We start from the raw sequence: 24,037 nt of genomic DNA, 5'->3' as shown, positions 1-24,037 counted from the left end.
TTGACCTCGGACAAGTACTACATCCCGCTGCTCATCCCGGCGGTGATCCTCACACTGGCCTTCGTCCTGCGGCTGCCGGTGATCATGAGGTTCTGGCGGAACGACCCGAACGTGCGCTCCCTCGGCGGCCTGCTGCTGCTGGGCTCGGCCGTCTTCTACTGCGGCAGGCCCACGACCCTGGCCCTGCTGAACCACTCCACCGGCGTCAGCAACGTCGCGGCGCCGCTGGTCTACTCGCTGATCACGATGTTCTGCGCCTCCTGCCTCATCCTGGTCATCCACTGGCGCGGGGGCGACCCCCGGCGGGTGCGCCGCACGAACTGGACCATCGGGGCCGTCTACGCGGCCGTGGTCGCCGGACTGTGGATCACGTTCGCCCTCGCCGATGTGCCGGTCGAACGGCTGCGGGACCTGGACACCTACTACGCCAACACCCCCTGGATGCGCGAGCACATCCTGCTCTACCTGGGGGCCCACACGGTCGCCTGCCTGATCACCTCGGTCGTCACCTGGGCCTGGCTGCGCGAGGTGTCCGGCTGGCTGCGGGCGGGCCTGGTGTTCCTGGTCCTCGGCTTCGTCCTGAACCTCTGCTACGACACCGTGAAGCTCGTGGCGGTGGCCGCCCGCTGGGCGGGGCGCGACCTGGACTGGCTCAGCACGTTCGTCGCACCGCCCATCGCCTCGGTGGGGGCCCTGTTCATCGCCGTGGGCTTCATCCTGCCGCACGCCGGCCAGGCGGCGCAGGCGCTGTGGACGGACTACCGCCAGTACCGGTCCCTCGCGGCGTTCGTCCGCGAGCTGGACGGGCTGGACACCGGCGGGCTGCGGCTGCCGCGGCGGTCCCCGGTGAGCCGGCGGCTGGTGCAGCGCCGGACGCAGATCAGCGACGGGCTGCTGCGGCTCCAGCCGTACATGGACCCCGCCGTCCGCGACCGGGCGTTCGCCGAGGCCCTGGCCCGTGACGAGGCGCCCGCCCAGGCGGCGGCCACCGCCGACGCGGTCGCCGTGGTCGCGGCGGTGCGCAGCCTGCGCCTGGGCCTGGCGGCGGTCCCCGGCGCGGCGTCGGTCCCCGGCGCGGCGGGGGCGCGGGGCGGGGGCGGGGCCGTCCCGGTACCGGCCAGGTCCCCCGACCTGGTCGCGGTGTCCCGGGCGCTGCGCCGCTCCCCCGTGGTGGGTTCCTTCCGCGCCGGGCCGGGGGCGTCGGGGCGGCCTGGGGGCGTACGTCCCTGAGGGGTTCCCCGGCCCGGTTCAGGCCGGGGGGACGAGGGTGAACCAGTGGTCGAGCAGGGCGCTGTCCCCGGTGACCTCCAGCCCGGTGGCGGGGAGGCGCTGCCAGAGGAAGAGGGTGAGGTCGGAGGCCGTGCCCTCGGCTTCGACGGCGACGGGGCCGGTGCCGTCCGGCTCCAGGCGGACCTCGTCCCCGGTGAACTCCACCGTCCAGGACTCGGGGCCGTCGGCGCGGCGGAAGCGGTAGCGCTCCCCCGTTCCGGGCGGGGCGGGGTTCCAGCCGCGCCGGGCCGGGACCATCACCTCGAAGGTCTGGGCGACCGCGTCGGCGGCGAAGGCCGGGTCGAAGGGGGCCGGGTCGCCGGTGACGGATTCCGCGTCCCAGCGGTGGACGGCCTGTTCGATGGTCTGCGTCCGCGTCCAGAAGCCGCTGGTCCGCTCGGCCGACCAGCTCCACACCGGTACGTCCGGTCCGAGTTCGTCCAGGGTCCGCACGAGGGCCCGGGCGGCCTCGGCCGACCAGTCGAGGAGCTCCCCGGGGACGGGGCCGCGGTGCGGGGTCGCGTCGTGCCGGGGCCAGGCGGCCCGTACGGCGGGGTCCTCGGGGAGGGCGTAGAGGGCGGGGTCGGTGGGGTCGGGGGTTCGGTGTGGCGGCCGCGGAGGATGTGGGTGAGGTAGCGCTGGACGCTGCCGAGGTGTCCGGCGAGGTCGGCGAGGGACCAGCCGGGGCAGGACGGAACCGGCGGGCCTTCCCGGCCCCCGCCGGCCGCCCGCCGCAGGGCCGTGTCGTAGGCCGCGGCCTCGCTGCGGAACACGCTGAGCCTGGTGGAGTGGTCCATACGGTCCACCTTGCCCCGGGGCGGGGCGGTACGGTCAGCCCACGCCGTGGGCGAACTCCCTCAGGGCCTGCCCGGTGTCCGCCTCCAGGGTGTCGGCGCCGCAGGTGCGGGCGGTCAGGTGGGCACGGGTGAGCAGGTCGGGGTCGCGGAGCTCGGTGCCCAGCGCGGCGAGGGCGCGGGCCAGCTCGTAGGCCGCCGGGGAGTCCTCCAGGAGGGTGACGGCCTCGGTCAGCAGGGCCGCGCGCCGTTCCGGCGGTGCCACTTCGGCCGAGACGCGCAGGGCCTGCCCGATGGCGGAGGGGGCGCCGAAGGCCCGCGCGCGGTGCAGGGCCTCCTCCGCCAGGGCGCGGGCCCTGGCGGGGTCCTCGGGGGCGACGGCGCGGGCCAGGTGCAGCCGCCAGGGGCACCAGGCCGGGTTCTGGATCCCGCGCGGGGTCAGCCGCCGGTCCACCGCCTCCAGTTCGACGACGGCCGCCTTGCGGTCCCCGGCGGCCAGGAGCAGTTCGGCGTAGACGGTCTGGGAGTCGGGGAAGACGACGGCGGCGGGGAAGGGCTCCCCGTACTCGTGCTCCCGGGCCAGCCGCCAGGCCTCCTCGGTGCGGCCGCGGCCGAGGAGGGTGGTGACGAGGATGGTGACGGCGTACCAGTGCACGGGCGTACGGCGGCCCACGCGCCCGGCGAGCCGCAGGCCCGCCCGGGCCAGTTCCTCGGCCTCGGCGAGGCGGCCGCGCCGGTAGCGGATGTAGGCGCGCAGGCTGTAGGCGAAGGACAGGTGGGCGCCGTGCCATCCCTGGCGTTCGAACTCGGCGGTGCCGGCCTCGAAGAGCTCCTCGGCGCGGCCCGGCCGGTCGGCGTACATGTGGACCATCGCGGCGAGCACCGGGACCTCGAAGCCGCGGTCCTCGTGCGCCCAGCTGAAGGGCTGTTCCAGGACCCGTCCGGCGTGGTGGAGGGAGACCTCCAGGGGTTCGCCGCGCAGGCAGGCGTCCCAGGCCCGCAGGCCGATGACGTACCGCTCGGTGAGGTCCCGGCCGGTGAGCCGGTCGGCGAGTTTGGCCAGGCGCCGGGAGCGGGCCGGCGAGTCGGGTTCGGCGGCGTCGAAGGCGTCCCACATGAACTGCTCGGACTGCAGGCGCAGCCGGGCGCGCGGCTCGTGGGCGCGGGGTATCTCGGCGGCGAGGAGTTCGGAGGCGGCGCGCAGGTGGTCGCTGTGGGCGAGGACCTGGGCGAGCCGGATGACGATGCCCTGGCGCAGCGCCGGGTCGTCGAAGGGTTCGGCGAGGGCGGCGCGCAGGTGGTTGACGGTGGTGGCGGGTTCGGTGAGCAGGGAGGCGCAGCCCAGTTCGTAGAGCACGGCGGCGCGTTCGCCGAAGTCCGGGGGTTCCTGGAGGGCGCGGGCCAGCTGGCGGCGGGCGGCTTCGGGGGCGCCGGCGCGGAGGTTCTCGGCGGCGGCCTCGCGCAGGGTGCGCACCACCCAGGGGTCGCTCTCGGGATGGGTCTCCAGGAGGTGGCGGGCGGCCGCGGAGGAGCCGAGTCCGGCGTCGACGACGGCGGCGGCGGCCTTGCCGTGGAGGGCGACGCGCAGGGCGTCGGGGATGGCGCGGTAGATGGCGGTGGCGATGAGCGGGTGGACGAACTCCAGCCCGGTGTCCTCGTCGGCGGCGCCCGCCGGGGGCGCGGACAGAATGCGGGCGTCGCGCAGCCGCCAGGTGGCGCCGGCGGCCTCCTCGGCGCCGAGTCCGGCGACGCGGGCGGCGATCTGCCGGGGGATGGCGGTGCCCAGGACGGCGCAGGCCCAGGCGAAGCGGACGGTGGAGGGGCCCAGGCTCTGGAGGCGGGCGACGAGGCCGCTGCCGCGCTGGGCGGCGGCGAGATCGTGCAGCAGCGGGGCGCTGGACCCGACGGGGGTGATGCCGCGGCTGCGGACCTTGGCGGTGAGTTCGACGGCCTCGAAGGGGTTGCCGGTGGTGACGGCCCAGGCTTCGTGGCAGAAGGCGTCCTCGGCGTGGGCTCCGACGGTCTCGCGGACCAGGGTGGCGACGGCTGCTTCGGTGAGCGGGGCGAGGTGGAGCGGGCGCCGCCCGGCCCGGCCGGGCAGGGTGCGGAAGGCCTCGGCGTGCGCGGGGAGTTCGTCGGGGCGGTAGGCGACGACGAGGAGCAGCGGGAGCTGCTCGGCGCGCGGGGCGAAGGCGGCGAGCCACCCGAGGGACTCGGGGTCGGCCCAGTGGGCGTCGTCGAGGACGAGGACGACGGGGGCACGCTGGACGGTGAGGTGGGTGAGCACCCAGTCGAGCCCGTCGCGCAGGCCCTGGGGGTCGGGCGGGGCTCCCTGTTCGGGGGCGCACAGGCCCAGGGCGGGGCCGACGATGGCGTACCAGCTGCCGAGCGCCTCGCGCAGCTCGGCCTCGGGGCGGCCGGCGAGCCGGGGCTGGATGAGCTGGCGGGCGACGTGGAAGGGCTGGCTCTGCTCCTGTTCGCCGCCGCGGGCGGCCAGGAGGGTGCAGGAGCGGGCGAGGGAGCGGCGACGCACCTCGGCGAGGAGGGTGGTCTTGCCGAGGCCGGCCGGGCCGGAGAGGGCGAGCAGGCCCCCGGCCGCGTCCGGGCCGCCGCCGGTGAGCCGGTCCAGGGCCTCGTCGACGATGACGAGTTCGGTTTCGCGTTCGAAGAGCGTGCGCCGCGTGCGGGTCGGGCGGTCCGTCATGGCTGGTACCCCCCAGGCCGGTTCGGTAGATCAGCGTACGCCCGCGCACGGTCCGGGGGCTGCCCCTCCCGGGAATGAACCCGATCTTCTCTTCCGGACCTCGCCCCCCGCGCCGACGGGTCCGGCGCCGTACGGGCGGGTCCGGCGCCGGCGGCGGGTTTGGCGCGGCCGTCCGGGGACAGTCGCCAGGTGAGGCACCCTGACGTGCCGGTCCACGGCCGGCCCCGGGCTCCGCGCGGGACCGTGCCCCGACCCGGAGGCGAAGGATGGACACGAACCGCGGCCACGAGGACCCGGAGCGGGGCGGCGCGCCGCTGCCGGACACGGGGGCGATGGTGGACGAGCACGGCCGGCCGCCCGGCGTGCCCTCCCGCACGGGGACGGGCGCGGGCCCGTCCTGCGACCCGGCCCGCGTGGACGCGGCACGGTCGGCCCCCGAAGCAGCGGAGGCGCCCGTGCCGGAGGGGCCCTCGGCCGAGGCCGAGGTGAACGTGCTGGTCAGCCACTGTGACCGGGAGGGTGCCGAGGCCGTGCTGGGCGTGCTGGCCGAGGCGTTCCCGGGGATGACCCCGCCGGCGCCCGTCCCGGCCCGGTCCGCCGCCGCGCCCGCCGGGGCCCCGAGCATCTGGGCGGTGACGGTGGACGTCCGCCGGCGCGTGCCCGCCGCGGGCCCGGCGGTCCGGCCGGCCTCGGCCGTGACGGCCGAGCTGGACGGCGCCGCCGAGCCGGTGCGCCGGGTGCGCGCCGTCCTGGAGGAGGCCTTCACCGGCGAGCACCTCGGCACCGTGTCCGGCGAGCACGAGCTCCAGGTCGCCCTCCGTCTGACCGCCCGCGAGCACGCCTGAGGCCGTGACCGGGCCTTCTGTGCCCCGCCGCCGCGGCGGGGCGCGGTGCCGCGGGGGCCGTAGACTCGCGCGCCATGGAAGAGATGTTCGAGCTGGGGGCCATCAGCTGCCCGTCCGGCACCCTGGTGATCATTGACGGCGGACACCTGGGGCTGTGGAGCGGAGACCGGTCGCCCGCGGACATCGATCCGGCCCTCTTGGGCGTCGAGGACCCTGTCTCGGCCGCCGACATCACGGGCGCCATCGACTTCGTGGCCACCGGGCCGGACGCCTCCGAAGCCGTTCGTACGTTTGACAGGCAGCCGGGTTCCCGGCTCCATGACATCCCGGCCTCGAAGGCCGCCGCATGCGTGGAGGCTTTCGACGGCCACTGCCGATCCGCCGGCCTGGATGCGCGACTGGAGGCCCTGCCGGTTCGGGAGGCCCACGCCCACCGGGCCCGTCGGACGGCCGAAGAGGGCGGTGGCGGCTTCTCGCTGTTCGGGGTGCCCGTCGTCGCGGTGGGTGGCGTCCCCAGAAGTGGGCACCTGCCCGTGCTGGCCGCACGGGCCGGCCACGGCGAGGGCGTCGGGGCTCGCTGGTCGGAGATCTCGGTCCGGATGAGGGAGGGCCGGGTCGCGTCGTCGGTTGCCCTGGGCGAGGTGGGAGTGGACTGGGCGCGGGTCCTCTTCGGCGATGTGGACGCCCTGAACCGCTGGCAGCACGACGAGCCGGTGGACGGCTTGGCCGACGTGGCGTTCTGGGGTGCCGCGGCGGACGAGGCCGCCGCCGTGTTCGCCGCGCCCGGACTGGGAGAGCCCGGCGAGGACGGTGTCCGCGGGTGGACCGCCCTGCCCGTCTCGGAGGCCGTGGACCGAGCGCGGGCCCTGTCCGGATGGAAGGAGGAGACCGGACGGCGCATGGCGGTGGACTTCCGGCCCCACTCCCACCACTGGCAGGTCATGCGCGAGGTGCGCGCTTCGCGCGTCGGAGCCGGGTCCGTGGACCTCGGTGGGGCCCGGGTGCTGTGCGCCATGACGAGCTGGGGCGACGGCTTCTTCCCGGTGATCGCCGATCTGGACGCGTCGGGTGACCTGCTCGCGGTGCGGGTGCGCTTCTCCCCGGCGCCGTGAACGGTCGGCTCGGAGCCCGCGGCAGGACAACGACTGCGTCTACCTCACTTCGACGGTGACCTTCCACGGCGTGACGACCTGAGGGCAGACGCGGCCTGGATCGGGGCGGCACCCGCGTGCCGACGTGACGGTGGCCGTGCCGGGCTGCTGCGCGTGGAAGACCGCCGCCGCGCCGCCGGTCGGCGTCGTGGCGCCGGTGGTCCTGTGGAGGACGGAGGGGTCGCTCGTCTGAGGAACCCGCCAGCTGTGGTTGAGCCCGTCGCTCCGGGAGCCGGTCAGCCGGACCTCGATGTCGTCGCCCGCGGCCACCGTCACGGCCCGACCGTCGTCGGCGTTGGTGAGGACCACGCGCTGGGCGTGGCGGGTGGGGGTGGCTGCCGCGGGCGCCGCGCCGACGACGGTGGGCAGGGAGGCGGGCATGAGGGCCAGGGCGAGGACGGCGGCCCCGCGGGCGAGGGTGATCATCACAGGGCGGTTCTACCGGGCCCCGCGCACCCTCGGGAAGGCCTGTCATCCGATCAGGTGGACACCTTCACCCGCAGGAACGCGACGTTTCTTCTCGCCGGGTCCGGGCCGGTGCCCCGCGCCGCCCGGCACGGCACCGGACCACGCGGGCTCGACCGGCAAGGGTCCGGAAGGGACGGACCAGGCCCGGTCGAAGCGGCTAGGCCAGGTCGAAGCGGCCCGCCCGGGCGCCCAGGACGAACTTGCGCCAGCCGTTCGGGGCGAAGACCAGGGACGGGTCGCCGGGGCGGTCGCTGTCGCGCATCGCGATGAACCCCTCCACGAAGGCGACCTGGAGGTCGCCCCCGCCCCGGCTGCTCGGCTGCCATTCCGCTCCGCTGAGATCCAGCTCGGGCCTGCCCCGCTCGGCGGGGATCCGCACGGTCGTGCTCTCGGCCATCTGCCTGCTCCTCCCGGTACGTCGTCGTCCGGGGGCCCAGGGTAGCCATCGCGGCGCGCGCCGCACAGACCACGGACCGTCACCCGCGTCATCCCTGGCCGTGCGGCGCGCGCCGCCCCGCTCAGCCGGCCGGCTGTTCGGCCCCCACCAGCCACATGGCGAAGAACTGCGCGCCGCCGCCGTAGGCGTGGCCCATCGCCCGCCGGGCGTCCGGCACCTGGTGCTCCCCCGCCAGCCCGCGGACCTGGAGGGCCGCCTCCGCGAAGCGGATCATGCCGGAGGCGCCGATGGGGTTGGTGGACAGGACGCCCCCGGAGGGGTTGACGGGGAGGTCGCCGTCGAGTTCGGTGACCCCGGCCTCGGTGAGCTTCCAGCCCTCGCCCTCCTGCGCGAAGCCCAGGTTCTCCAGCCACATGGGCTCGTACCAGGAGAACGGCACGTACATCTCGACCGCGTCGATCTCCCGGCGCGGGTCGGTGATCCCGGCCTGCCGGTAGATGTCGGCGGCGCAGTCCTTGCCGGCCTGCGGGGAGACGAAGTCCTTGCCCGCGAAGAGCGTCGGCTCGCTGCGCATGGCCCCGCCGTGCACCCAGGCGGGGGGCCGGGGCGAACGGGCCGCGCCCGCGCGGTCGGTGAGGACCATCGCGCAGGCCCCGTCCGAGGAGGGGCAGGTCTCGGAGTAGCGGATCGGGTCCCACAGCATGGGCGAGGCCTGGACCTTCTCCAGGGTGATGTCGTGCTCGTGCAGGTGCGCGTACGGGTTCTTCAGCGCGTTGCGCCGGTCCTTGTACGCCACCAGCGAGCCCACCGTGTCGGGTGCGCCGGTGCGCCGCATGTAGGCGCGCACGTGCGGGGCGAAGAACCCGCCGGCGCCGGCCAGCAGCGGCTGCTGGAAGGGGACGGGCAGGGACAGGCCCCACATGGCGTTCGACTCGGACTGCTTCTCGAAGGCCAGGGTCAGGACGGTGCGGTGGACCCGGGCGGCGACGAGGTTGGCGGCGACGAGCGCCGTGGACCCGCCGACCGAGCCGGCCGTGTGCACGCGCAGCATCGGTTTTCCGACGGCCCCGAGGGCGTCGGCGAGGTAGAGCTCCGGCATCATCACGCCCTCGAAGAAGTCGGGGGCCTTGCCGATGACGACCGCGTCGATGTCCGCCCAGGTCAGCTCCGCGTCGGCGAGGGCGCGGACCGCCGCCTCGCGGACCAGGCCGGCGAGGGAGACGTCGTGGCGGGCGGCGACGTGCTTGGTCTGGCCGACGCCGACGACGGCCACCGGCTCCTTCCCGGTACGCGTCATGCGGGGTCCCCTTCCAGGACGGCGACCAGGTTCTGCTGGAGGCAGGGGCCGGAGGTGGCGTGGGCGACGGCCCGGTCGGACTCCCCGCGGTGGATGCGGGCGGCGGCCTCGCCGATGCGGATCAGGCCGGCGGCCATGACGGGGTTGGCGGCGAGGGCGCCGCCGGAGGGGTTGACGGTGACCTCGTCGCCGAGGCCGAGTGCCTTGCGCAGGACGACTTCCTGGGAGGAGAACGGCGCGTGCAGCTCGGCCGTGTCGACCGGGGCGTCGAAGACGCCGGCGTGCGCGGCGGCGGTCCGGGTGGACGGGGAGTCGGTCAGGTCGCGCAGGCCGAGGGCGTGGGCCTCGATGCGGTGGTCGATGCCGGTGATCCAGGCGGGCCGCGCGCACAGCCGGCGGGCGGTGTCGCCGGCGGCCAGGATGACGGCGGCCACCCCGTCGCCGATGGGCGGGCAGTCCCCGGTGCGCAGGGGCGCCACCTGGTAGCCGCCCTGCGGGACGGTCCCGCGGAGCAGGGCGTGCGGGTTGTCCGCGGCGGCGGCCCGGCTGCGGGCGCCGATGGCGGCGAGGGCCGGCTCGTCGGTCTCCCCCGCGTCGATGAGGGCCTGGGCCTGGAGGGCGGCCAGGGCGACGGAGTCGGGCCAGAGGGGGGCGAGGTAGTACGGGTCGAGCTGGCGGGTGAGGACGTCGCGGACGGAGCCCGGGGAGGACTTCCCGTACGCGTAGACGAGCGCGGTGTCGGCCTCGCCCGTCTGGATCTTGACCCAGGCCTCGTAGAGGGCCCAGGCGCCGTCCATCTCGACGTGGGACTCGGAGATCGGCGGCCAGGCGCCGACGCCGTCGAGGGTCATCGTGAAGGAGAAGGCCCGGCCCGCGAGGTAGTCGCTGGATCCGGAGCAGGTGAAGCCGATCTCGCCGGTCTTCAGGCCGGTGGCCTCCAGCACCTGGTGCAGGACCGGCATGACCATCTCGACTTCGCTGAGTTCGTCGGTGCGGCGCAGGTGGTCGCTCTGGGCGAAGGCGACGACGGCCACCTCGCGCGCGTGCCTGCTCGTCCTGGGCATCAGATGAGCTCCTTGTACGCGTCGTAGTCCGCGTCCGGTTCGCCGGTGGGGCGGTAGTGGTCGGGGTAGCGGCCGCCCTCGGTCCACACCGGTTCGACGCGCAGGCCCATGCGGACCCGGTCGTAGGGGATGCCGCCGATCCGGCCGTGGAGGGCGAGGCCGGCGCCGTCGAGGGCGATGTGCGCGTACACGTACGGCACCTCGATGTCGAGGTTCTTCGCCTTGATGTTGACGATGCAGAAGGTGGTGACGGTGCCGGCGGGACCGACCTCGACCCGGTCGGTGGTGGCGACCCCGCAGGTGGGGCAGGCGCCGCGCGGGGGGACGTACACCTTGTGGCAGGAGGGGCAGCGCTCGCCGACGGTCCGCCGCTCGGAGAGGGCGTTGATGTAGGCGGTCTGGGCGCGGCCGGGGCTGTAGGTGTAGTCGAGACGGGCCTCGGCGACGATCCCGGTGACGGGTTCGTCGAAGACCCCGCCGTGCGGGACGGCGGTGTGCTCGTCCGCGTCGTCGTCCTCGTCCGGCTCGAAGCAGGCGATGTCGGTGATGGCCCCGGTGCGTTCGGCCGCCCAGCGCACCCGGACCCGCATGCCGGTGCGCACGGCGTCGGGGCCGGGGGCGTCGAGGGCGTGCAGGAGGGCGGTGTCGGCGCCGTCGAGCCGCACCAGCACCCAGGCGAAGGGGGTGCCGAGGGGTTGGCGGGGGCGGGGTTCGCCGTTCCAGGCCCAGGTGGTGACGGTTCCGGTGGGCGCGACCTCGACGAGCTCGCGGAGCTCTTCGGCGGTGACGGGGTCGTACTCGACGGGCGGGACCATCACGGCACCGCCGGAGGTCCGCACGCCGAGGACGACGCGTTCGCGCAGCCCGGTGAGGAAGGCGCTCTGGACGGGCCCGAGGGACCGCGTGAACGGGAACTCGACGACGAGGGGCGCACGCAGCACCTCGGGCGGCGACGCGGCTGCTGTCATGGACGGTCTCCGATGCTCGGAAGGTCGGGGGCGAACCGGCTGGGGCCCAGGGGGTGGGGGCGAAGGGTGGGGCGGGCGTGGGGGTGGGGCGGGGGCGGGGCGGGCCCCGCAGGGGTCGGGTCCGCGGGCCGTCAGGCCCTTCGGTACAGCGGCGGCCGTTTCTCCGCGAACGCCCGCGCCCCCTCCTTCGCGTCGGCGGTGTCGAAGACCGGCCAGCCCCGCACCAGTTCGGCCGCCAGCCCCTCCTCCTCCGTCATCCCGGCCGTCTCGTAGACGGAGGCCTTCACCGCCTCCACGGCCAGCGGCCCGCAGGCGTTGATCCGTTCGGCGATCTCCAGCGCCGCGTCCAGCGCCGTCCCGTCGGGCACCACCCGCCCCACGAGACCGATCCGCGCCGCCTCCTCCGCCCCGTACGGGCGCCCGGTCAGCAGCATCTCCAGCGCGTGCGTGCGCGGGATCTGCCGCGGCAGCCGGACCGTGGAGCCGCCGATCGGGAACAGCCCCCGCCTGACCTCGAAGAGCCCGAACGTGGCCCCGGCGCCCGCGACCCGGATGTCGGTCCCCTGGAGGATCTCCGTGCCGCCCGCCACGCAGTAGCCCTCCACCGCCGCGATCACCGGCTTGCGCGGCCGGTGGTGGCGGAGCATCGCCTTCCAGTGGAGGTCGGGGTCGGCCTTGAGCCGGTCGCGGTACCGGTCGCCCGCCATTCCCTTCCCGGCCAGCGCCTTGAGGTCCATCCCGACGCAGAAGTCACCGCCGGCGCCCGTGAGGACCACCGAGCGGATGGCGTCGTCCGCGTCCGCCTCCAGCCACCCGTCGTACAGCCCCACCAGCAGGGGAAGCGAGAGCGCGTTCTTCGCCTCCGGCCTGTTCATGGTGAGCACCAGCGTGGCGCCCTTGCGGTCCACGGTGAGGTGTTCCGTCCCACCCATTGCCGTCCTCCCGTCTTGAGACCTAGAACAGGTTGCAGGAGGGCAGGGTGCAGTACAAGAGTTTTCTGACGCTCAGTCAGTTTTCTTGGCACGCGCCCTTCCCAGTTGCGCCGGGCGCCGCTCTAATGACCGCCGAGCAGACCGGCCGCCCGGTCCGGGTCAGGAGGAGGAACGGTGGAGTACAACCTTGCCGACCTGTTCGAGTCGGTCGTGGACGTCGTCCCCGACCGCGAGGCGCTGGTGTACGTGGACCACCCCGGGACCGGCGCCGAGCGCCGTCTGACGTACGCGGAACTGGACGCCGCCGCGAACCGCGTCGCGCACCACCTGACGGACAGCGGCCTGCTGCCCGGCGAACACGTGGGGCTGCACCTCTACAACGGCGTCGAGTACCTCCAGACGGTGCTGGCCTGCCTCAAGGCCCGCCTGGTCCCGGTGAACGTCAACTACCGGTACGTGGAGGAGGAGCTGGTCTACCTCTACAACGACGCCGACCTCGCCGCCCTCGTCTTCGAGGGCGAGTTCACGGAGCGGGTCGCCGCCGCGCTGCCGCGGACGCCGAAGCTGCGCCACCTGGTCCGGGTCGGCGCCACGCCCCCCGGCGCGCCGGAGCCGGCGATCGCGCCGGTGGCGTACGGGGACGCCGAGGCGGCCGGGTCGCCGGAGCGAGGGTTCCCGCCGCGCAGCCCCGACGACCTCTTCATCATCTACACCGGCGGCACCACCGGGATGCCCAAGGGCGTGATGTGGCGGGCCGAGGACCTGTTCTTCGCCGGGCTGTTCGGCGGGGATCCCTCGGGCGAACCCGTCAAGCGGCCGGAGGAGCTCGCGGAGCGGGTCGCGGCGCGCGGCGCCGGCCTGACCTTCTTCCCGGCCCCGCCGCTGATGCACGGCACCTCCACCCTGACCTCGTTCATCGCCTTCAACTACGGGCAGCGCGTGGTGATCCACCGCAAGTACGCGCCCGAGGAGGTGCTGCGCACCATCGAGAAGGAGAAGGTGTCGAGCGTGTCGCTGGTGGGCGACGCGATGCTCCGGCCGCTGATCGACGCCCTGAACGGGCCCTTGCAGGGGACGGACCTGTCCTCGCTGTTCAGCGTCTCCTCGTCGGGGGCGATCATGTCGGAGTCGGTGCGCGCCGAGTTCCGGCGGCTGGTGCCGAACGTGGTGCTGCTGAACAACTTCGGTTCGTCGGAGTCGGGTTCGAACGGGCGGGCCACGGACGACTCCGGCCCGGAGAAGGGCTTCCGGCTCCAGGTCAACGACCGTACGCAGGTGGTGGACCCGGTGACGCACGAGCCGGTGGCGGTCGGCGTGCCGGGGCGGCTCGCGCAGCGCGGTCACGTTCCGCTGGGCTACTACAACGACCCGGTGAAGACGGCGGAGACCTTCTTCCGCAAGGGCGCGGAGCGCTGGGTGCTGCTGGGGGACATGGCGACGGTCGACGAGGAGGGCATCGTCACCGTCCTCGGGCGGGGTTCGCAGTGCATCAACACCGGCGGCGAGAAGGTGTATCCGGAGGAGGTCGAGCAGGCCCTGAAGTCCCATCCGGACGTGTACGACGCCCTGGTGGCGGGGGTCGCGGACCCGACCTGGGGCAGCCATGTCGCCGCGGTGGTGCAGGTACGGGCGGGCGCCCCGGAGCCCACGCTGGAGGAGATCCAGGCGCACTGCCGGACCCGGCTGGCGGGGTACAAGATCCCGCGCCAGCTGGTCGTCACCCCGGTGATCCAGCGCTCGCCGAGCGGCAAGGCGGACTACCGCTGGGCGAAGGCGGTGGCCACGCAGGCCGACGCGGGCTCCTGACCACCGCACCGCCCCGCGGGCCGAGGACACGGCCGGCGGGGTCGGGGCCGCGTCAGGCGCCCGTCGCCAGGAAGTGCTCGACGCGGGCGGCGAAGCCGGAGGCGTCGTCCAGCCAGGGGAAGTGGGCGGCGGCGGGCTGGACGGCGAGGACACCGGCGGGGAAGAGGTCCGCCAGCTCCGCGGCGACCTCCGGCGGCGGGCTGCCGTCCAGTTCGCCCGCCAGGACCAGGACCTCCCGCGGGAACCGCTCCAGGGCGGCCCGGGTGGCGGGCGGGTCGAAGGCGCCCTCGCCGGCGAAGGCCGCCGAGGCCGTCTCGTTGCGCTCCGCCGCTCCCGCCGCGCTGTTGGCCCGGGCGGCCTCGTCCCAGCGGCCGTAGAACAGCGGGGCGGTGAGGGTCCAGTCCTCGGCGGTGCCCGTGCCGGCGAGGATCCGCCCGTACGCCTCGATCGCCGCGTCGTACGGCTCGCTCCCCGCCCTCAGCCGGGCGGCGCCGAGGCGCTGCTCGGCCGTGATGGCGAGGCCCACCGCCCACGGGACGGGGGTGACGAGGACGAGGCGGCCCACCCGTTCGGGGTGCGCGGCCGCGTACAGCATGGCGAGGCTGCCGGCCGCCGAGTGGCCGAGGACGTCCATGCGCTCCAGGCCCAGGTGAACACGGAGCGCCTCCACGTCCGCCACCTGGTGGTCGGCGCGGTACGTGGCCTCGTCCGCCGGTATCGCGGAGCCGCCCGTGCCGCGCAGGTCGAGCCGGATCAGCCGGCGGCCGGCGGTCAGTCCGCCGAGCTCGCCGAGGTAGCGGGACGCCCGCATGGCCCCGCCGGGCAGGCAGACCAGCGGTTCGCCCTCACCCTGGACGTGGTAGGCGAGTTCGGTTCCGTCGTAGGTGGTGAATACGTGCATGCTCCCCATCCCAACAGACGATCACTCGTTCGAGTCATTGATTTGCGCGCCGGGGTCCGGCAATCTACCGAATGAACGTTCGGTTGGGTTGGCTCGGTCCTTTTGGTGTGGTGAGGTGACGGCGATGGCGGCGTACACGGAGCTCGACGGTCAGGAAGACCCCGGAGGTCCCGGCGGCGGTGACGAGGGGGAGCGGCTCGGCCCCGACGAGCTGGCGGCGCTCCAGCTCAAGCGGCTGCGGGCGACCCTGCACCGGGTCTACGACCGCGTGCCCTTCTACCGCGAGGCCTTCGACAAGGCGGGCGTGCATCCCGACGACTGCCGCTCCCTGGCCGACCTGGCGCTCTTCCCCCTGACCACCAAGGCCGACCTGCGCGGCCAGTACCCCTTCGGGATGTTCGCCGTCCCGCGTGCCGACGTCCGCCGCCTGCACGCCTCCAGCGGTACCACCGGCCGGCCCACCGTGGTGGGCTACACCGACGGGGACCTCGCCGCCTGGGCCGACGTGGTCGCGCGGTCGCTGCGCGCGGCGGGCGCCCGCCCCGGGCAGATGGTGCACATCGCCTACGGGTACGGCCTGTTCACCGGGGGCCTCGGCGCCCACTACGGGGCGGAGCGGCTGGGCTGTACCGTCGTCCCCGCCTCCGGGGGCATGACGGACCGCCAGGTCCGGCTGATCCAGGACCTCCGGCCGGAGGTCATCATGGTGACCCCCTCCTACATGCTCACCCTGCTCGACGAGATGGAGCGCCAGGGGATCGACCCGCGTTCGACCTCCCTGCGGACGGGGGTGTTCGGCGCGGAGCCCTGGACCGAGGAGATGCGCCGGGAGATCGAGGACCGGCTGGGCATCGACGCCGTGGACATCTACGGCCTGTCGGAGGTGATGGGGCCGGGGGTGGCACAGGAGTTCGCCTCGCACAAGGACGGCCTCCACATCTGGGAGGACCACTTCTACCCGGAGATCGTCGACCCGCTGACCGGCGCGGTGCTGCCGGACGGCGAGCCCGGCGAGCTGGTGTTCACCTCCCTCACCAAAGAGGCCATGCCCCTCGTCAGATACCGCACCCGGGATCTGACGCGGCTGCTGCCGGGGACCGCCCGGCCGGCCTTCCGGCGGATGGAGAAGGTGACGGGCCGCAGCGACGACATGATCATCCTGCGCGGGGTGAACCTCTACCCCACGCAGGTCGAGGAGATACTCCTGCGCATCCCCGCCCTCGCCCCGCACTTCCAGCTGCGGCTGACCCGGCGGGGGCGGATGGACGCCCTGACCGTACGGGTGGAGGCGCGCCGGGAGGCCGATGCCGGGCAGCGGCGGGCGGCGGCCACGGAGCTGGCCCGGGCCGTCAAGGAGGGGGTCGGGGTGTCCGTCGGAGTGGAGGTGGTGGAGCCGGAGAGCCTGGAACGCTCGGTCGGCAAGATCAAGCGGGTGAAGGACCTGCGCGAGGCCGGGGAGGGCGCCGTGGAGGGCTGAGACGCGGTCCGGGCCCGGGACGCGCGGTCCGGCGGGCCGCACCACCCCTTCGGCCCCTCTTCGGCGCGGCTTGCGGGAACCGCCCGGCCCGCTCGGGTAGGGGATGGGGTGTGACCTCCCTCCTCCGGCAGCTGCACCACCGGCTCCTGGCCTCCCCCGCCGGGCTCGCCTGGAGCCGCGGCCGTGAGATCGAGCTGATGCACCGGGCGATGGGCTTCGCCGCCCTCGGGTTCCTCACCCTCGTGCCGCTGCTGGTGGTCGTGGCGGCGGCCGCCCCAGGCAGCGGTTCGGGGTTCGGCCGCTGGCTGGGCCAGGCCCTCGGGGTCACCGCGTCCTCCCGGACCAAGGTCGAGATGCTGTTCGGGGCGGCCGACCTGGCCCTGGAGCGGACGACCGCCTTCGGGCTGGCCGCCCTCGCGGTGTTCGGGCTGACGTTCGGCTCCGCCGTGCAGACCGGCTACGAGAAGGTGTGGGACCTGCCGACGGCCCGCTGGCACACCATGTGGCGGCACGTGGTGTGGCTGGCCCTGCTGGTCTGCTACCTGGCGCTGCTCGTCGGGATCCCCGCGCCGTCCGCCAGCAGGGTGGGGGCGGTACTCGGCACCGTCAGCGACCTGGTGGGCACCTGCCTGTTCTTCTGGAGCTCCGGACGGCTGCTGCTGGGCGGGCGGGTGCGCTGGGCCGCCCTGTTCCCGGGGGCGGTGGCGACCAGCGTCGGCCTGCTGGGCCTGCGGGTCTTCTCGCAGCTGGTGTTCTCACCGCTGATCGCCTCGAACGCGGTGACGTACGGCCCGTTCGGCACGCTGCTGGTCGTCCAGTCCTGGCTGGTCGGCGTCGGCTTCGTGGTCTACGGCGGAGCACTGGTGGGCCGCCTGGTCCACGAGCACCTCACCCTGCGGCGGCTGCGGGCCGGCGGAGTCCTCGGCTCCGCCGAGGGTCCCTCTCATGATCCGGGACAGGACTGAGCCCGGCGGGCCGGAGCATGGCAGGATCACCCCTGCACCACCCACAACACCGTTTGATATCAGGGGGATTGATGTCTGCGCAGGAACTCGCCGCCGGCCGGGTATGGCTGATCACCGGGGCTTCCTCGGGCTTCGGACGGACGCTCGCGGAGGCCGCGCTCGCGGCCGGGGACACGGTCGTCGCGACGGCCCGCCGTCCCGCCGCCCTCGACGACCTGGCGGCCGCCCACCCGGACCGGCTCGTACCGGTCGCGGCGGACGTGACGGACACGGCGCGCGCCGAGGAGGTCGTCGCCGGGGCCGTGGACCGGTTCGGCCGGATCGACGTCCTCGTCAACAACGCCGGCCGGGGTCTGATCGGAGCGGTCGAGGAGACCTCCGAGGCCGAGCTCCGCGACCTGATGGAGCTGCACTTCTTCGGCCCGGCCGCGCTGATCCGCGCCGCGCTGCCGCACATGCGGGAGCGCAAGTCGGGGGCGATCGTGCAGATGAGCAGCATGGGCGGCCGGCTGTCCTTCCCCGGCGTCGGCGCCTACTCGGCGACGAAGTTCGCCCTGGAGGGCCTCACCGAGGCGCTGCGCGGCGAGGTCGCGCCCTTCGGGATCAGGACCCTGATCGTGGAGCCCGGCTCCTTCCGTACGGGGTTCGCGGGCGGCGCGGCGCTCCAGCAGTCGGCCGACGTCCTGCCCGCCTACGCGGACACCGTCGGCGCGGTGCGCAGCGGCCTGCCCGACAGCGACGGCAGGCAGCCCGGCGACCCGGTCAAGGCCGCCGCCGCGATCCTGGCCGCGCTGGACGCGGAGGAGACCCCGCTGCGGCTGGCCCTGGGCAACGACGCCCTCGACGCGATCCTCGCGCACGCCGACGCCGCCCGCGAGGAGGCCCTTACCTGGGAGTCCGTCAGCCGGGGCACCGACTTCGACGCCTGACCGGTTCCGGTTCCGGTACCGGCACAGGTACCGGAACCGCCGCGGGCCGGGTCGCGCACCGCGCGGACCGGGCCGGCGCGGGGTCAGGGGGTGCCGAGGCGGTCGCGGAGCTCCCGTTTGAGGATCTTGCCGCTGGCGTTGCGCGGCAGCGCCTCCACGAACAGCACCCGCTTCGGGGCCTTGAAGTGGGCGAGCCGCTCGCGGGCGTACGCCATCAGCTCGGCCTCCGTGACCTCCCCGCGCGGGACGACCACGGCCGTGACCGCCTCGATCCACCGTGGGTCGGGGAGCCCGACGACGGCCGCCTCGGCCACCCCCGGATGGGTGTAGAGCACGTCCTCCACCTGCCGGGAGGCCACGAGCACCCCGCCCGAGTTGATGACGTCCTTGACCCGGTCGACGACCGTGAAGTAGCCCTCGGCGTCCCGCACGGCGAGGTCGCCGGAGCGGAACCAGCCGTCCCGGAAGGCCTCGCGCGTGGCCTTGGCGTCGTTCCAGTAGCCCAGGCACAGCTGCGGCGAGCGGTAGACCACCTCCCCCGCCGTGCCGTCCGGGACCTCGGCGCCGTCCTCGTCGACCACCTTCGCCTCCACGTGCAGCACCGGCCGGCCGCAGGACTCCATGCGCCCGTCGTGCTCGTCCGGCCCCAGGACCGTGGCCAGCGGGCCGATCTCGCTCTGCCCGAAGCAGTTGTAGAAGCGCAGCCCCGGCAGCCTCGCCCGCAGTCGTTCCAGGACCGGCACCGGCATGACCGAGGCCCCGTAGTAGACCTTGCGCAGTCCGCCGAGCTCCCGCTGCCCGAACTGCGGGTGGTTCGCCAGGGCGATCCACACGGTCGGCGGCGCGAACAGGCTGTCCGCCCGGCCCGCCTCCACCAGGTCGAAGACCTCCTCGGCGGCCGGCCCGTCCAGGACGGTGTTGTCCGCGCCCACCGCCAGGTAGGGCAGCAGGAACACGTGCATCTGCGCCGAGTGGTACAGCGGCAGCGAGTGGACCGGGCGGTCTCCCTCCGCCAGGTCCAGGGCGGCGATCGCGCTCTCGTACTCGTGCGCCAGCGCCCGGTGCGTCATCATCGCGCCCTTGGGCAGGGCGGTGGTGCCCGAGGTGTACAGGAGCTGCACCACGGCGGAGGGGTCGGCGGAGGCCGCGTGGGGCAGCGGGTCGGCCAGCTCGGCCAGGAACGAGCCGGGGGCGTCGCGCAGCGCCCGTACGGGGTGCCCGGCGGGGACCCGGTCCGCGAGGCCGGGGTCGGCGAGGACCAGGGCGCTCGCGCAGTCGCGGAGGATGTGCGCGAGGTCCCCGCCGGTGAGGTTCTGGTTGACCGGGACATGGGTGAGGCCGGCCCGGGCGCAGGCGAGGAAGGCGATCAGGTAGGCGTCGGAGTTGTGGGCGAAGGCCGCGACCCGGTCGCCGGCGGCCAGCCCGTACCGCTGCCGCAGCACGGCGGCGCCGGTGGACACCGCCGCGTCGAGTTCCCCGTATGTCCAGGTCCGCTGCCGGTGGCGCAGGGCCGTCCGGTCGGGGTGGCGCCGGGCGGCGGCGCGCAGGAGTCCGTCGACCGTGTGGTGCCGTACTGCCGTCATGGCGCGATCCTCGCCCCGCCGCGCGGCCGGGTCAAGATCGGCGCGGCGGACGGGCGCCTGCGGCGCCGTTGACAGGCCGTCGGGCCGGCTGCATGAGTGTGGGGCACGCGGGCACCGGGCGCCGCAGCGGCAACCCCGGCTGCCCGCACGTCACTTGGGAGGCGTCTTGCACTCGTTCCACGGTCCGCCCCGCACCCGTCGGCTGCTGCGCAGGCTCGCCGTCGCCGGGGCCGCGCTGCTCGCCGCGACGGCCGCCGCTCCCCGGGCGGGGGCCGCCGCCCCGGAGGACTCCACAGCCCGGGGCGGCGGGCTGTCGGCCGTCATCCGGTACACGGAGAACGGCATCCCGCACATATGGGCCCGCGACTACGCGCGGCTGGGCTTCGGCACCGGCTGGGCCCAGGCGGCCGACCAGGTGTGCGTGCTCGCGGACGGGTTCCTGACGGTGTCCGGGGAGCGTTCCCGCTGGTTCGGGCCCGACGCCGCGACCGACTTCTCCCTCTCCTCCGCCTCCCGGAACCTCACCAGCGACCTGTACTTCAAGGGCGTACGGCAGTCCGGCGCGGTGGAGCGGCTGCTGGCCACCCCCGCTCCGGCCGGTCCCAGCGGACCGCTGCGGGAGCTGATGCGCGGTTGGGCGGCCGGGTACGACGCCTGGCTCGCCCAGAACCGGATCACGGACCCCGCCTGCGCGGGCGCCGCCTGGGTGCGCCCGGTCACCGCCACCGACGTCGCCGCGCGCGCCCTGGCCGTGTCGGTGCTCGGCGGGCAGGGGCGCGCGGTGGACGGGATCACGGCGGCGCTGCCACCGGCCCCGGGTCCGGCGCCCCGGACGGCCGCGCCCGACGGACCGGACCCCGAAGCGGCCGCCGAGGCCGCGCGGCGGCTGTTCGACACCTCCCGCGCCGACATGGGTTCCAACGCCGTGGCCTTCGCCGGCTCGACCACGGCGAACGGCCGGGGGCTGCTGCTCGGCAACCCGCACTACCCGTGGCAGGGAGGCCGCCGGTTCTGGCAGGCGCAGCAGACGATCCCCGGTGAGCTGAACGTCTCGGGCGCCTCGCTGCTCGGCACGCCGGTGGTGAACATCGGCTTCACCGAGAAGGTGGCGTGGAGCCATACCGTGGCCACCGGCACGCCGGTCAGCGTGCACCGGCTGTCGCTCGTGGCGGGCGACCCGACGGCCTACCTGGTCGACGGGAAGCCGGAGCGGATGACGGAGCGGAAGGTGACCGTCCAGGTGGCGGGCGGGACCCGGGTGACCCGCGGCCAGTGGTGGACCCGGTACGGGCCGGTCGTCACCGCCCTCGGCCCCGGGCTGCCGCTGCCGTGGACGGGTACGGCCGCCTACGCGCTGAACGACCCCAACGCCGTCAACCTGCGCGGCTCCGACACCGCCCTCGCCCTGGCCCGGGCCGGCTCGGTCGCCGGGATCGAGGACGCCCTGCGGCGCACCCAGGGCCTCCCCTGGGTGAACACCGTGGCCGCCGACGCGGCCGGCGGCACTCTCTTCACCCAGTCCCAGGTGCTCCCCCGGATCACCGACGAGCTCGCCGCCCGCTGCTCCACCCCGCTGGGCCGGGCCACCTATCCCGCCTCGGGGCTCGCGGTCCTGGACGGCTCCCGCGGCGACTGCGCTCCCGGCTCCGACCCGGACGCCGTGCAGCCCGGGGTGTTCGGCCCGGGCCGGGCGCCGGTGCTGCGGGACGCGCCGTACGCGGAGAACTCCAACGACAGCGCCTGGCTGGCCAACGAGGACCGGCCGCTGACGGGTTACGAACGGGTCTGGGGCGATGTCTCCGCCCCGCGCTCGACCCGTACGCGCGGGGCGCTGGAAGATGTGGCGGCGATGGCCGCGCGAGGCCGGCTGACGGTGGGCGACCTGCAGCGCCAGCAGTACGCCGACCGGGTCCCGGCCGGGGACCTGGCGGCCGCCGACGCCGCGCGGGCCTGCGCGGACCTGCCCGGCGGGACCGCTACGGGGAGCGACGGCGGGGCGGTGGACGTCTCGGCGGCCTGCGGGGTGCTGGCGGGCTGGGACCGTACGGCCGACGCGACGAGCCGCGGCGCGCTGCTCTTCGACCGGTTCTGGCGGCGGCTGACGGCCTCGACTCCGGCGCGGGAGCTGTGGCTGGTGCCGTTCTCGGCGGCCGATCCGGTGCGTACGCCCCGGACGCTGAACCGGGCGGCCCCCGGTGTCGGACGGGCGCTCGCTGACGCGGTCGCCGAGCTGCGGGCGGCCGGGATCGCGCTGGACGCGCCGCTGGGCGAGCACCAGTTCGTGGTGCGCGACGGCGAGCGGCTGCCCGTGGGCGGCGGCACCGAGGCGCTCGGCGTCTGGAACAAGATCGAGGCACCGTGGAACGCGGCGGCCGGCGGCTACCCGGAGGTGGTCCACGGCTCAAGCCACATCCAGGCCGTCGGCTGGGACGGGAGCCGCTGCCCGGTGGCGCGCACGGTGCTGACGTACAGCCAGTCGTCGGATCCCACCTCGGCGTTCCACGCCGACCAGACGCGGCTGTTCTCGCGGGAGGGGTGGGTGGCCTCGCGGTTCTGCGAGCGGGACATCCTGGCCTCGCCACGGCTGCGGGTGGTCGTACCGCGCGAGCGCCGCTGACGCCAGCGGCGGGCGGGTCCGTGTCGGGCCCGCCCGCCCGGAGCTAGGGACTGACGGCGAGGAAGAGGTAGGCGGCCAGCAGGACGAGGTGGACCCCGCCCTGGAGGAGGGTGGCCCGGCCGGGGACGACCGTGAGGGCGCCGACGACCACCGTCAGGGTGAGCAGCACCATGTGGATGGGGCCGAGGCCCAGCAGCAGCGGCCCGTCGAGCCAGACGGAGGCGAGGGAGATCGCCGGGATGGTCAGGCCGATGCTGGCGATGGCGGAGCCGTAGCCCAGGTTGAGGCTGGTCTGGACGCGGTCGCGGCGGGCGGCGCGGACGGCGGCGAGGGTCTCGGGGAGCAGCACGAGCAGGGCGATGATCACGCCGACGACCGCCTGGGGCAGGCCGGCGCCGGCGACGCCCCTCTCGATGGTCGGGGAGACGGACTTGGCGTCGCCGACGACCGCGACGAGGGCGGCCACCAGCAGTCCGAGGCTGGTCAGGGCGGCGCGGGCGGTGGGCGGTTCGGCGTGGTCCCCGTCGCCGGCGGGGGTGCTCGTCGGGACGGGCAGGAAGTAGTCCCGGTGGCGGACGGTCTGGACGGCGATGAACAGCCCGTACAGGGCCAGGGAGGCGACGGCGGCGAAGGTCAGCTGGGCGCTGGAGAACTCGGGGCCCGGTTTGCTGGTGGTGAAGGTCGGCAGGACCAGGCTGAGCGTGGAGAGGGTCGCGACGGTGGCGAGGGCCGCGCCGGAGCCCTCCGCGTTGAAGACGGCGACCCGGTTGCGCAGGGCGCCCACTAGCAGGGACAGGCCGACGATGCCGTTGCAGGTGATCATGACGGCGGCGAAGACGGTGTCCCGGGCGAGGGAGGCGGTCTTGTCCCCGCCGTCGGCCATCAGGGTGACGATGAGGGCCACTTCGATGACGGTGACGGCGACGGCGAGGACGAGCGAGCCGAAGGGCTCGCCGACCCGGTGGGCGACGACCTCGGCGTGGTGCACGGCCGCGAGGACCGCGCCCGCGAGGCAGAGGGCGACCAGGCCCACCAGGGGTCCGGGCAGGTCGCGGCCCCAGCTGAGGACGAGCGCCGCGAGCGCCGCCACGGGGACCAGGACGGTCCAGTCGGTCAGGGGGGATCTGCGCGTTGCCGTACTCATGTCAGCCAAGTTGCCAGACCGGCCGCCTGGGCGCGGCGCGAGGCGCGCGTCCGGGGCACCGGAGTGGTACTTCTCACGAAATACCGGATCTGTCCGCGGTCCGGCCCGCACGCTCCCGTACACCCCGGGGGTTCCGGACGGACCGGCGGTCGTTCATGATCCGTACATGACGAGCGACCGTACGAGACGAGCGGACTTGATCGAGGCCGCGGAGAGCGGGAACCGGTTCGAGGGCCCGGCGACGGGCGACGAGCGGCCGATGCTGCTGTCGATGCTGACGGCCCAGCGCACGACGCTGGAGCTCAAGTGCGCCGGACTGGACGAGGAGTTGTCCCGGCGGTCGGTGGAGCCGTCGACGCTCTCGCTGCTGGGCCTGGTCCGCCATCTGGCCGATATGGAGCGGCAGTGGTTCCGGCGGGTGCTGGACGGACAGGACGTGGAGCCGCGCTTCTCCTCGGCGGCCGATCCGGACGGGGACTTCGAGGGCGCGGTGTCCGCTCCGGGGGCGGCGGCGCGGGCCTGGGCGGCCTGGCGCGAGGAGGTGGAGTTCGCCGACCGATTCGCCGCCGGGGCCCCCGACCTGGACGTCGAGGGCGAGTCGCCCTGGCGGGGGAAGGTGTCGCTGCGGTGGGTGCTGATCCACATGATCGAGGAGTACGCGCGGCACAACGGCCACGCCGACCTGCTGAGGGAGCGGATCGACGGGACCGTCGGCATGTGACCCGG

Annotated in this window: 20 protein-coding genes and 1 pseudogene; 9 read left to right on the top strand and 12 right to left on the bottom strand. The window is 74.8% G+C overall.

Annotated features, from left to right (window positions below):
* Positions 1–1,230: an MAB_1171c family putative transporter gene (locus ACZ5NJ_RS10255; protein ID WP_468764275.1), complete on the top strand. Its 1,230-nt coding sequence runs from the start codon at positions 1–3 to the stop codon at positions 1,228–1,230.
* Positions 1,231–1,248: 18 nt separating this feature from the next.
* Here the strand turns inward: ACZ5NJ_RS10255 and ACZ5NJ_RS10250 are convergent, their stop codons facing one another.
* The 3 genes and pseudogenes from ACZ5NJ_RS10250 to ACZ5NJ_RS10240 all read right to left on the bottom strand — a co-directional run bounded on the left by ACZ5NJ_RS10250 (position 1,249) and on the right by ACZ5NJ_RS10240 (position 4,767).
* Positions 1,249–1,950: a maleylpyruvate isomerase N-terminal domain-containing protein gene (locus ACZ5NJ_RS10250; protein WP_468764320.1), complete on the bottom strand. Its 702-nt coding sequence runs from the start codon at positions 1,948–1,950 to the stop codon at positions 1,249–1,251.
* A pseudogene (locus ACZ5NJ_RS10245) lies at positions 1,938–2,066 on the bottom strand (maleylpyruvate isomerase family mycothiol-dependent enzyme); the annotation flags it as partial. The pseudogene ACZ5NJ_RS10245 and the gene ACZ5NJ_RS10250, both read right to left, overlap by 13 nt.
* Before the next feature lie 34 nt (positions 2,067–2,100).
* Complete coding sequence (locus tag ACZ5NJ_RS10240; protein WP_468764274.1) at positions 2,101–4,767, bottom strand: ATP-binding protein; 2,667 nt, start codon at positions 4,765–4,767, stop codon at positions 2,101–2,103.
* A 266-nt stretch (positions 4,768–5,033) separates the two neighbouring features.
* Between ACZ5NJ_RS10240 and ACZ5NJ_RS10235 the strand changes: the two genes are divergently transcribed.
* Positions 5,034–5,612 (top strand): hypothetical protein, encoded by a 579-nt coding sequence (locus ACZ5NJ_RS10235; RefSeq protein ID WP_468764273.1) that lies wholly within the window; start codon positions 5,034–5,036, stop codon positions 5,610–5,612.
* Positions 5,613–5,686: 74 nt separating this feature from the next.
* Positions 5,687–6,724, top strand: coding sequence for a hypothetical protein (locus ACZ5NJ_RS10230; RefSeq protein ID WP_468764272.1), 1,038 nt, complete (start codon positions 5,687–5,689; stop codon positions 6,722–6,724).
* Between the two features lie 39 nt (positions 6,725–6,763).
* On the opposite strand, the gene ACZ5NJ_RS10225 is transcribed toward ACZ5NJ_RS10230, so the two are convergent.
* The 6 genes from ACZ5NJ_RS10225 to ACZ5NJ_RS10200 form a co-directional block, all read right to left on the bottom strand.
* Positions 6,764–7,192, bottom strand: a complete 429-nt coding sequence (locus ACZ5NJ_RS10225) for a hypothetical protein (RefSeq protein ID WP_468764271.1) — start codon at positions 7,190–7,192, stop codon at positions 6,764–6,766.
* A 196-nt stretch (positions 7,193–7,388) separates the two neighbouring features.
* Positions 7,389–7,628 carry a DUF397 domain-containing protein gene (locus ACZ5NJ_RS10220; RefSeq protein WP_468764270.1) on the bottom strand — a complete coding sequence of 80 codons (240 nt, stop codon included), beginning with the start codon at positions 7,626–7,628 and terminating at the stop codon, positions 7,389–7,391.
* A gap of 121 nt (positions 7,629–7,749) precedes the next feature.
* On the bottom strand, positions 7,750–8,925 hold the full coding sequence (locus tag ACZ5NJ_RS10215) for a thiolase domain-containing protein (protein WP_468764269.1): 1,176 nt from the start codon (positions 8,923–8,925) through the stop codon (positions 7,750–7,752).
* Entirely contained in the window at positions 8,922–9,989 is a 1,068-nt protein-coding gene (locus ACZ5NJ_RS10210; RefSeq protein WP_468764268.1) for a thiolase domain-containing protein, read from the bottom strand. The genes ACZ5NJ_RS10215 and ACZ5NJ_RS10210 overlap by 4 nt, the downstream gene beginning before the upstream one ends.
* Complete coding sequence (locus ACZ5NJ_RS10205; RefSeq protein ID WP_468764267.1) at positions 9,989–10,957, bottom strand: Zn-ribbon domain-containing OB-fold protein; 969 nt, start codon at positions 10,955–10,957, stop codon at positions 9,989–9,991. Before ACZ5NJ_RS10205 ends, ACZ5NJ_RS10210 begins: the two co-directional genes overlap by 1 nt.
* A gap of 131 nt (positions 10,958–11,088) precedes the next feature.
* A complete protein-coding gene (locus tag ACZ5NJ_RS10200) occupies positions 11,089–11,889 on the bottom strand; it encodes a crotonase/enoyl-CoA hydratase family protein (RefSeq protein WP_468764266.1) in 801 nt (266 codons plus the stop codon).
* Positions 11,890–12,063: 174 nt separating this feature from the next.
* On the opposite strand from ACZ5NJ_RS10200, the gene ACZ5NJ_RS10195 reads away from it, so the two are divergent.
* The gene (locus tag ACZ5NJ_RS10195) at positions 12,064–13,695 is read left to right on the top strand and encodes an acyl-CoA synthetase (protein WP_468764265.1); all 1,632 of its coding nucleotides are present in this window, start codon (positions 12,064–12,066) and stop codon (positions 13,693–13,695) included.
* Between the two features lie 52 nt (positions 13,696–13,747).
* On the opposite strand, the gene ACZ5NJ_RS10190 is transcribed toward ACZ5NJ_RS10195, so the two are convergent.
* Positions 13,748–14,596 carry an alpha/beta fold hydrolase gene (locus tag ACZ5NJ_RS10190; protein ID WP_468764264.1) on the bottom strand — a complete coding sequence of 283 codons (849 nt, stop codon included), beginning with the start codon at positions 14,594–14,596 and terminating at the stop codon, positions 13,748–13,750.
* A gap of 124 nt (positions 14,597–14,720) precedes the next feature.
* Here ACZ5NJ_RS10190 and paaK point away from each other — a divergent pair, with 124 nt between their 5' ends.
* The 3 genes from paaK to ACZ5NJ_RS10175 all read left to right on the top strand — a co-directional run bounded on the left by paaK (position 14,721) and on the right by ACZ5NJ_RS10175 (position 17,967).
* Positions 14,721–16,073 carry a phenylacetate--CoA ligase PaaK gene (gene paaK / locus ACZ5NJ_RS10185; RefSeq protein ID WP_468764263.1) on the top strand — a complete coding sequence of 451 codons (1,353 nt, stop codon included), beginning with the start codon at positions 14,721–14,723 and terminating at the stop codon, positions 16,071–16,073.
* Positions 16,074–16,183: 110 nt separating this feature from the next.
* Positions 16,184–17,038: a YhjD/YihY/BrkB family envelope integrity protein gene (locus tag ACZ5NJ_RS10180; protein ID WP_468764262.1), complete on the top strand. Its 855-nt coding sequence runs from the start codon at positions 16,184–16,186 to the stop codon at positions 17,036–17,038.
* Positions 17,039–17,109: 71 nt separating this feature from the next.
* Entirely contained in the window at positions 17,110–17,967 is an 858-nt protein-coding gene (locus ACZ5NJ_RS10175) for an oxidoreductase (protein WP_468764261.1), read from the top strand.
* 83 nt (positions 17,968–18,050) lie between these two features.
* Here ACZ5NJ_RS10175 and ACZ5NJ_RS10170 read toward each other — a convergent pair whose 3' ends face one another.
* Complete coding sequence (locus tag ACZ5NJ_RS10170; protein ID WP_468764260.1) at positions 18,051–19,550, bottom strand: fatty acyl-CoA synthetase; 1,500 nt, start codon at positions 19,548–19,550, stop codon at positions 18,051–18,053.
* A 166-nt stretch (positions 19,551–19,716) separates the two neighbouring features.
* Here ACZ5NJ_RS10170 and ACZ5NJ_RS10165 point away from each other — a divergent pair, with 166 nt between their 5' ends.
* Entirely contained in the window at positions 19,717–22,167 is a 2,451-nt protein-coding gene (locus tag ACZ5NJ_RS10165; protein WP_468764259.1) for a penicillin acylase family protein, read from the top strand.
* A gap of 43 nt (positions 22,168–22,210) precedes the next feature.
* Here the strand turns inward: ACZ5NJ_RS10165 and ACZ5NJ_RS10160 are convergent, their stop codons facing one another.
* On the bottom strand, positions 22,211–23,311 hold the full coding sequence (locus ACZ5NJ_RS10160; RefSeq protein WP_468764258.1) for a calcium:cation antiporter: 1,101 nt from the start codon (positions 23,309–23,311) through the stop codon (positions 22,211–22,213).
* A 166-nt stretch (positions 23,312–23,477) separates the two neighbouring features.
* Between ACZ5NJ_RS10160 and ACZ5NJ_RS10155 the strand changes: the two genes are divergently transcribed.
* On the top strand, positions 23,478–24,032 hold the full coding sequence (locus ACZ5NJ_RS10155) for a DinB family protein (RefSeq protein ID WP_468764257.1): 555 nt from the start codon (positions 23,478–23,480) through the stop codon (positions 24,030–24,032).
* Positions 24,033–24,037 lie beyond the last annotated feature (5 nt).

The organism is Streptomyces sp. NPDC032091, assembly GCF_055580265.1.
This window is presented reverse-complemented; position numbering and strand designations above follow the sequence as displayed.

Excerpts from the sequence above, each read along its gene's own strand:
- paaK (WP_468764263.1), top strand. The coding sequence starts at position 14,721 with ATGGCGGCGTACACGGAGCTCGACGGTCAGGAAGACCCCGGAGGTCCC.
- ACZ5NJ_RS10190 (WP_468764264.1), bottom strand. The coding sequence starts at position 14,596 with ATGCACGTATTCACCACCTACGACGGAACCGAACTCGCCTACCACGTC.
- ACZ5NJ_RS10230 (WP_468764272.1), top strand. The coding sequence starts at position 5,687 with ATGGAAGAGATGTTCGAGCTGGGGGCCATCAGCTGCCCGTCCGGCACC.
- ACZ5NJ_RS10215 (WP_468764269.1), bottom strand. The coding sequence starts at position 8,925 with ATGACGCGTACCGGGAAGGAGCCGGTGGCCGTCGTCGGCGTCGGCCAG.
- ACZ5NJ_RS10155 (WP_468764257.1), top strand. The coding sequence starts at position 23,478 with ATGACGAGCGACCGTACGAGACGAGCGGACTTGATCGAGGCCGCGGAG.
- ACZ5NJ_RS10160 (WP_468764258.1), bottom strand. The coding sequence starts at position 23,311 with ATGAGTACGGCAACGCGCAGATCCCCCCTGACCGACTGGACCGTCCTG.
- ACZ5NJ_RS10175 (WP_468764261.1), top strand. The coding sequence starts at position 17,110 with ATGTCTGCGCAGGAACTCGCCGCCGGCCGGGTATGGCTGATCACCGGG.
- ACZ5NJ_RS10220 (WP_468764270.1), bottom strand. The coding sequence starts at position 7,628 with ATGGCCGAGAGCACGACCGTGCGGATCCCCGCCGAGCGGGGCAGGCCC.
- ACZ5NJ_RS10240 (WP_468764274.1), bottom strand. The coding sequence starts at position 4,767 with ATGACGGACCGCCCGACCCGCACGCGGCGCACGCTCTTCGAACGCGAA.
- ACZ5NJ_RS10210 (WP_468764268.1), bottom strand. The coding sequence starts at position 9,989 with ATGCCCAGGACGAGCAGGCACGCGCGCGAGGTGGCCGTCGTCGCCTTC.
- ACZ5NJ_RS10205 (WP_468764267.1), bottom strand. The coding sequence starts at position 10,957 with ATGACAGCAGCCGCGTCGCCGCCCGAGGTGCTGCGTGCGCCCCTCGTC.
- ACZ5NJ_RS10170 (WP_468764260.1), bottom strand. The coding sequence starts at position 19,550 with ATGACGGCAGTACGGCACCACACGGTCGACGGACTCCTGCGCGCCGCC.
- ACZ5NJ_RS10200 (WP_468764266.1), bottom strand. The coding sequence starts at position 11,889 with ATGGGTGGGACGGAACACCTCACCGTGGACCGCAAGGGCGCCACGCTG.
- ACZ5NJ_RS10235 (WP_468764273.1), top strand. The coding sequence starts at position 5,034 with ATGGACACGAACCGCGGCCACGAGGACCCGGAGCGGGGCGGCGCGCCG.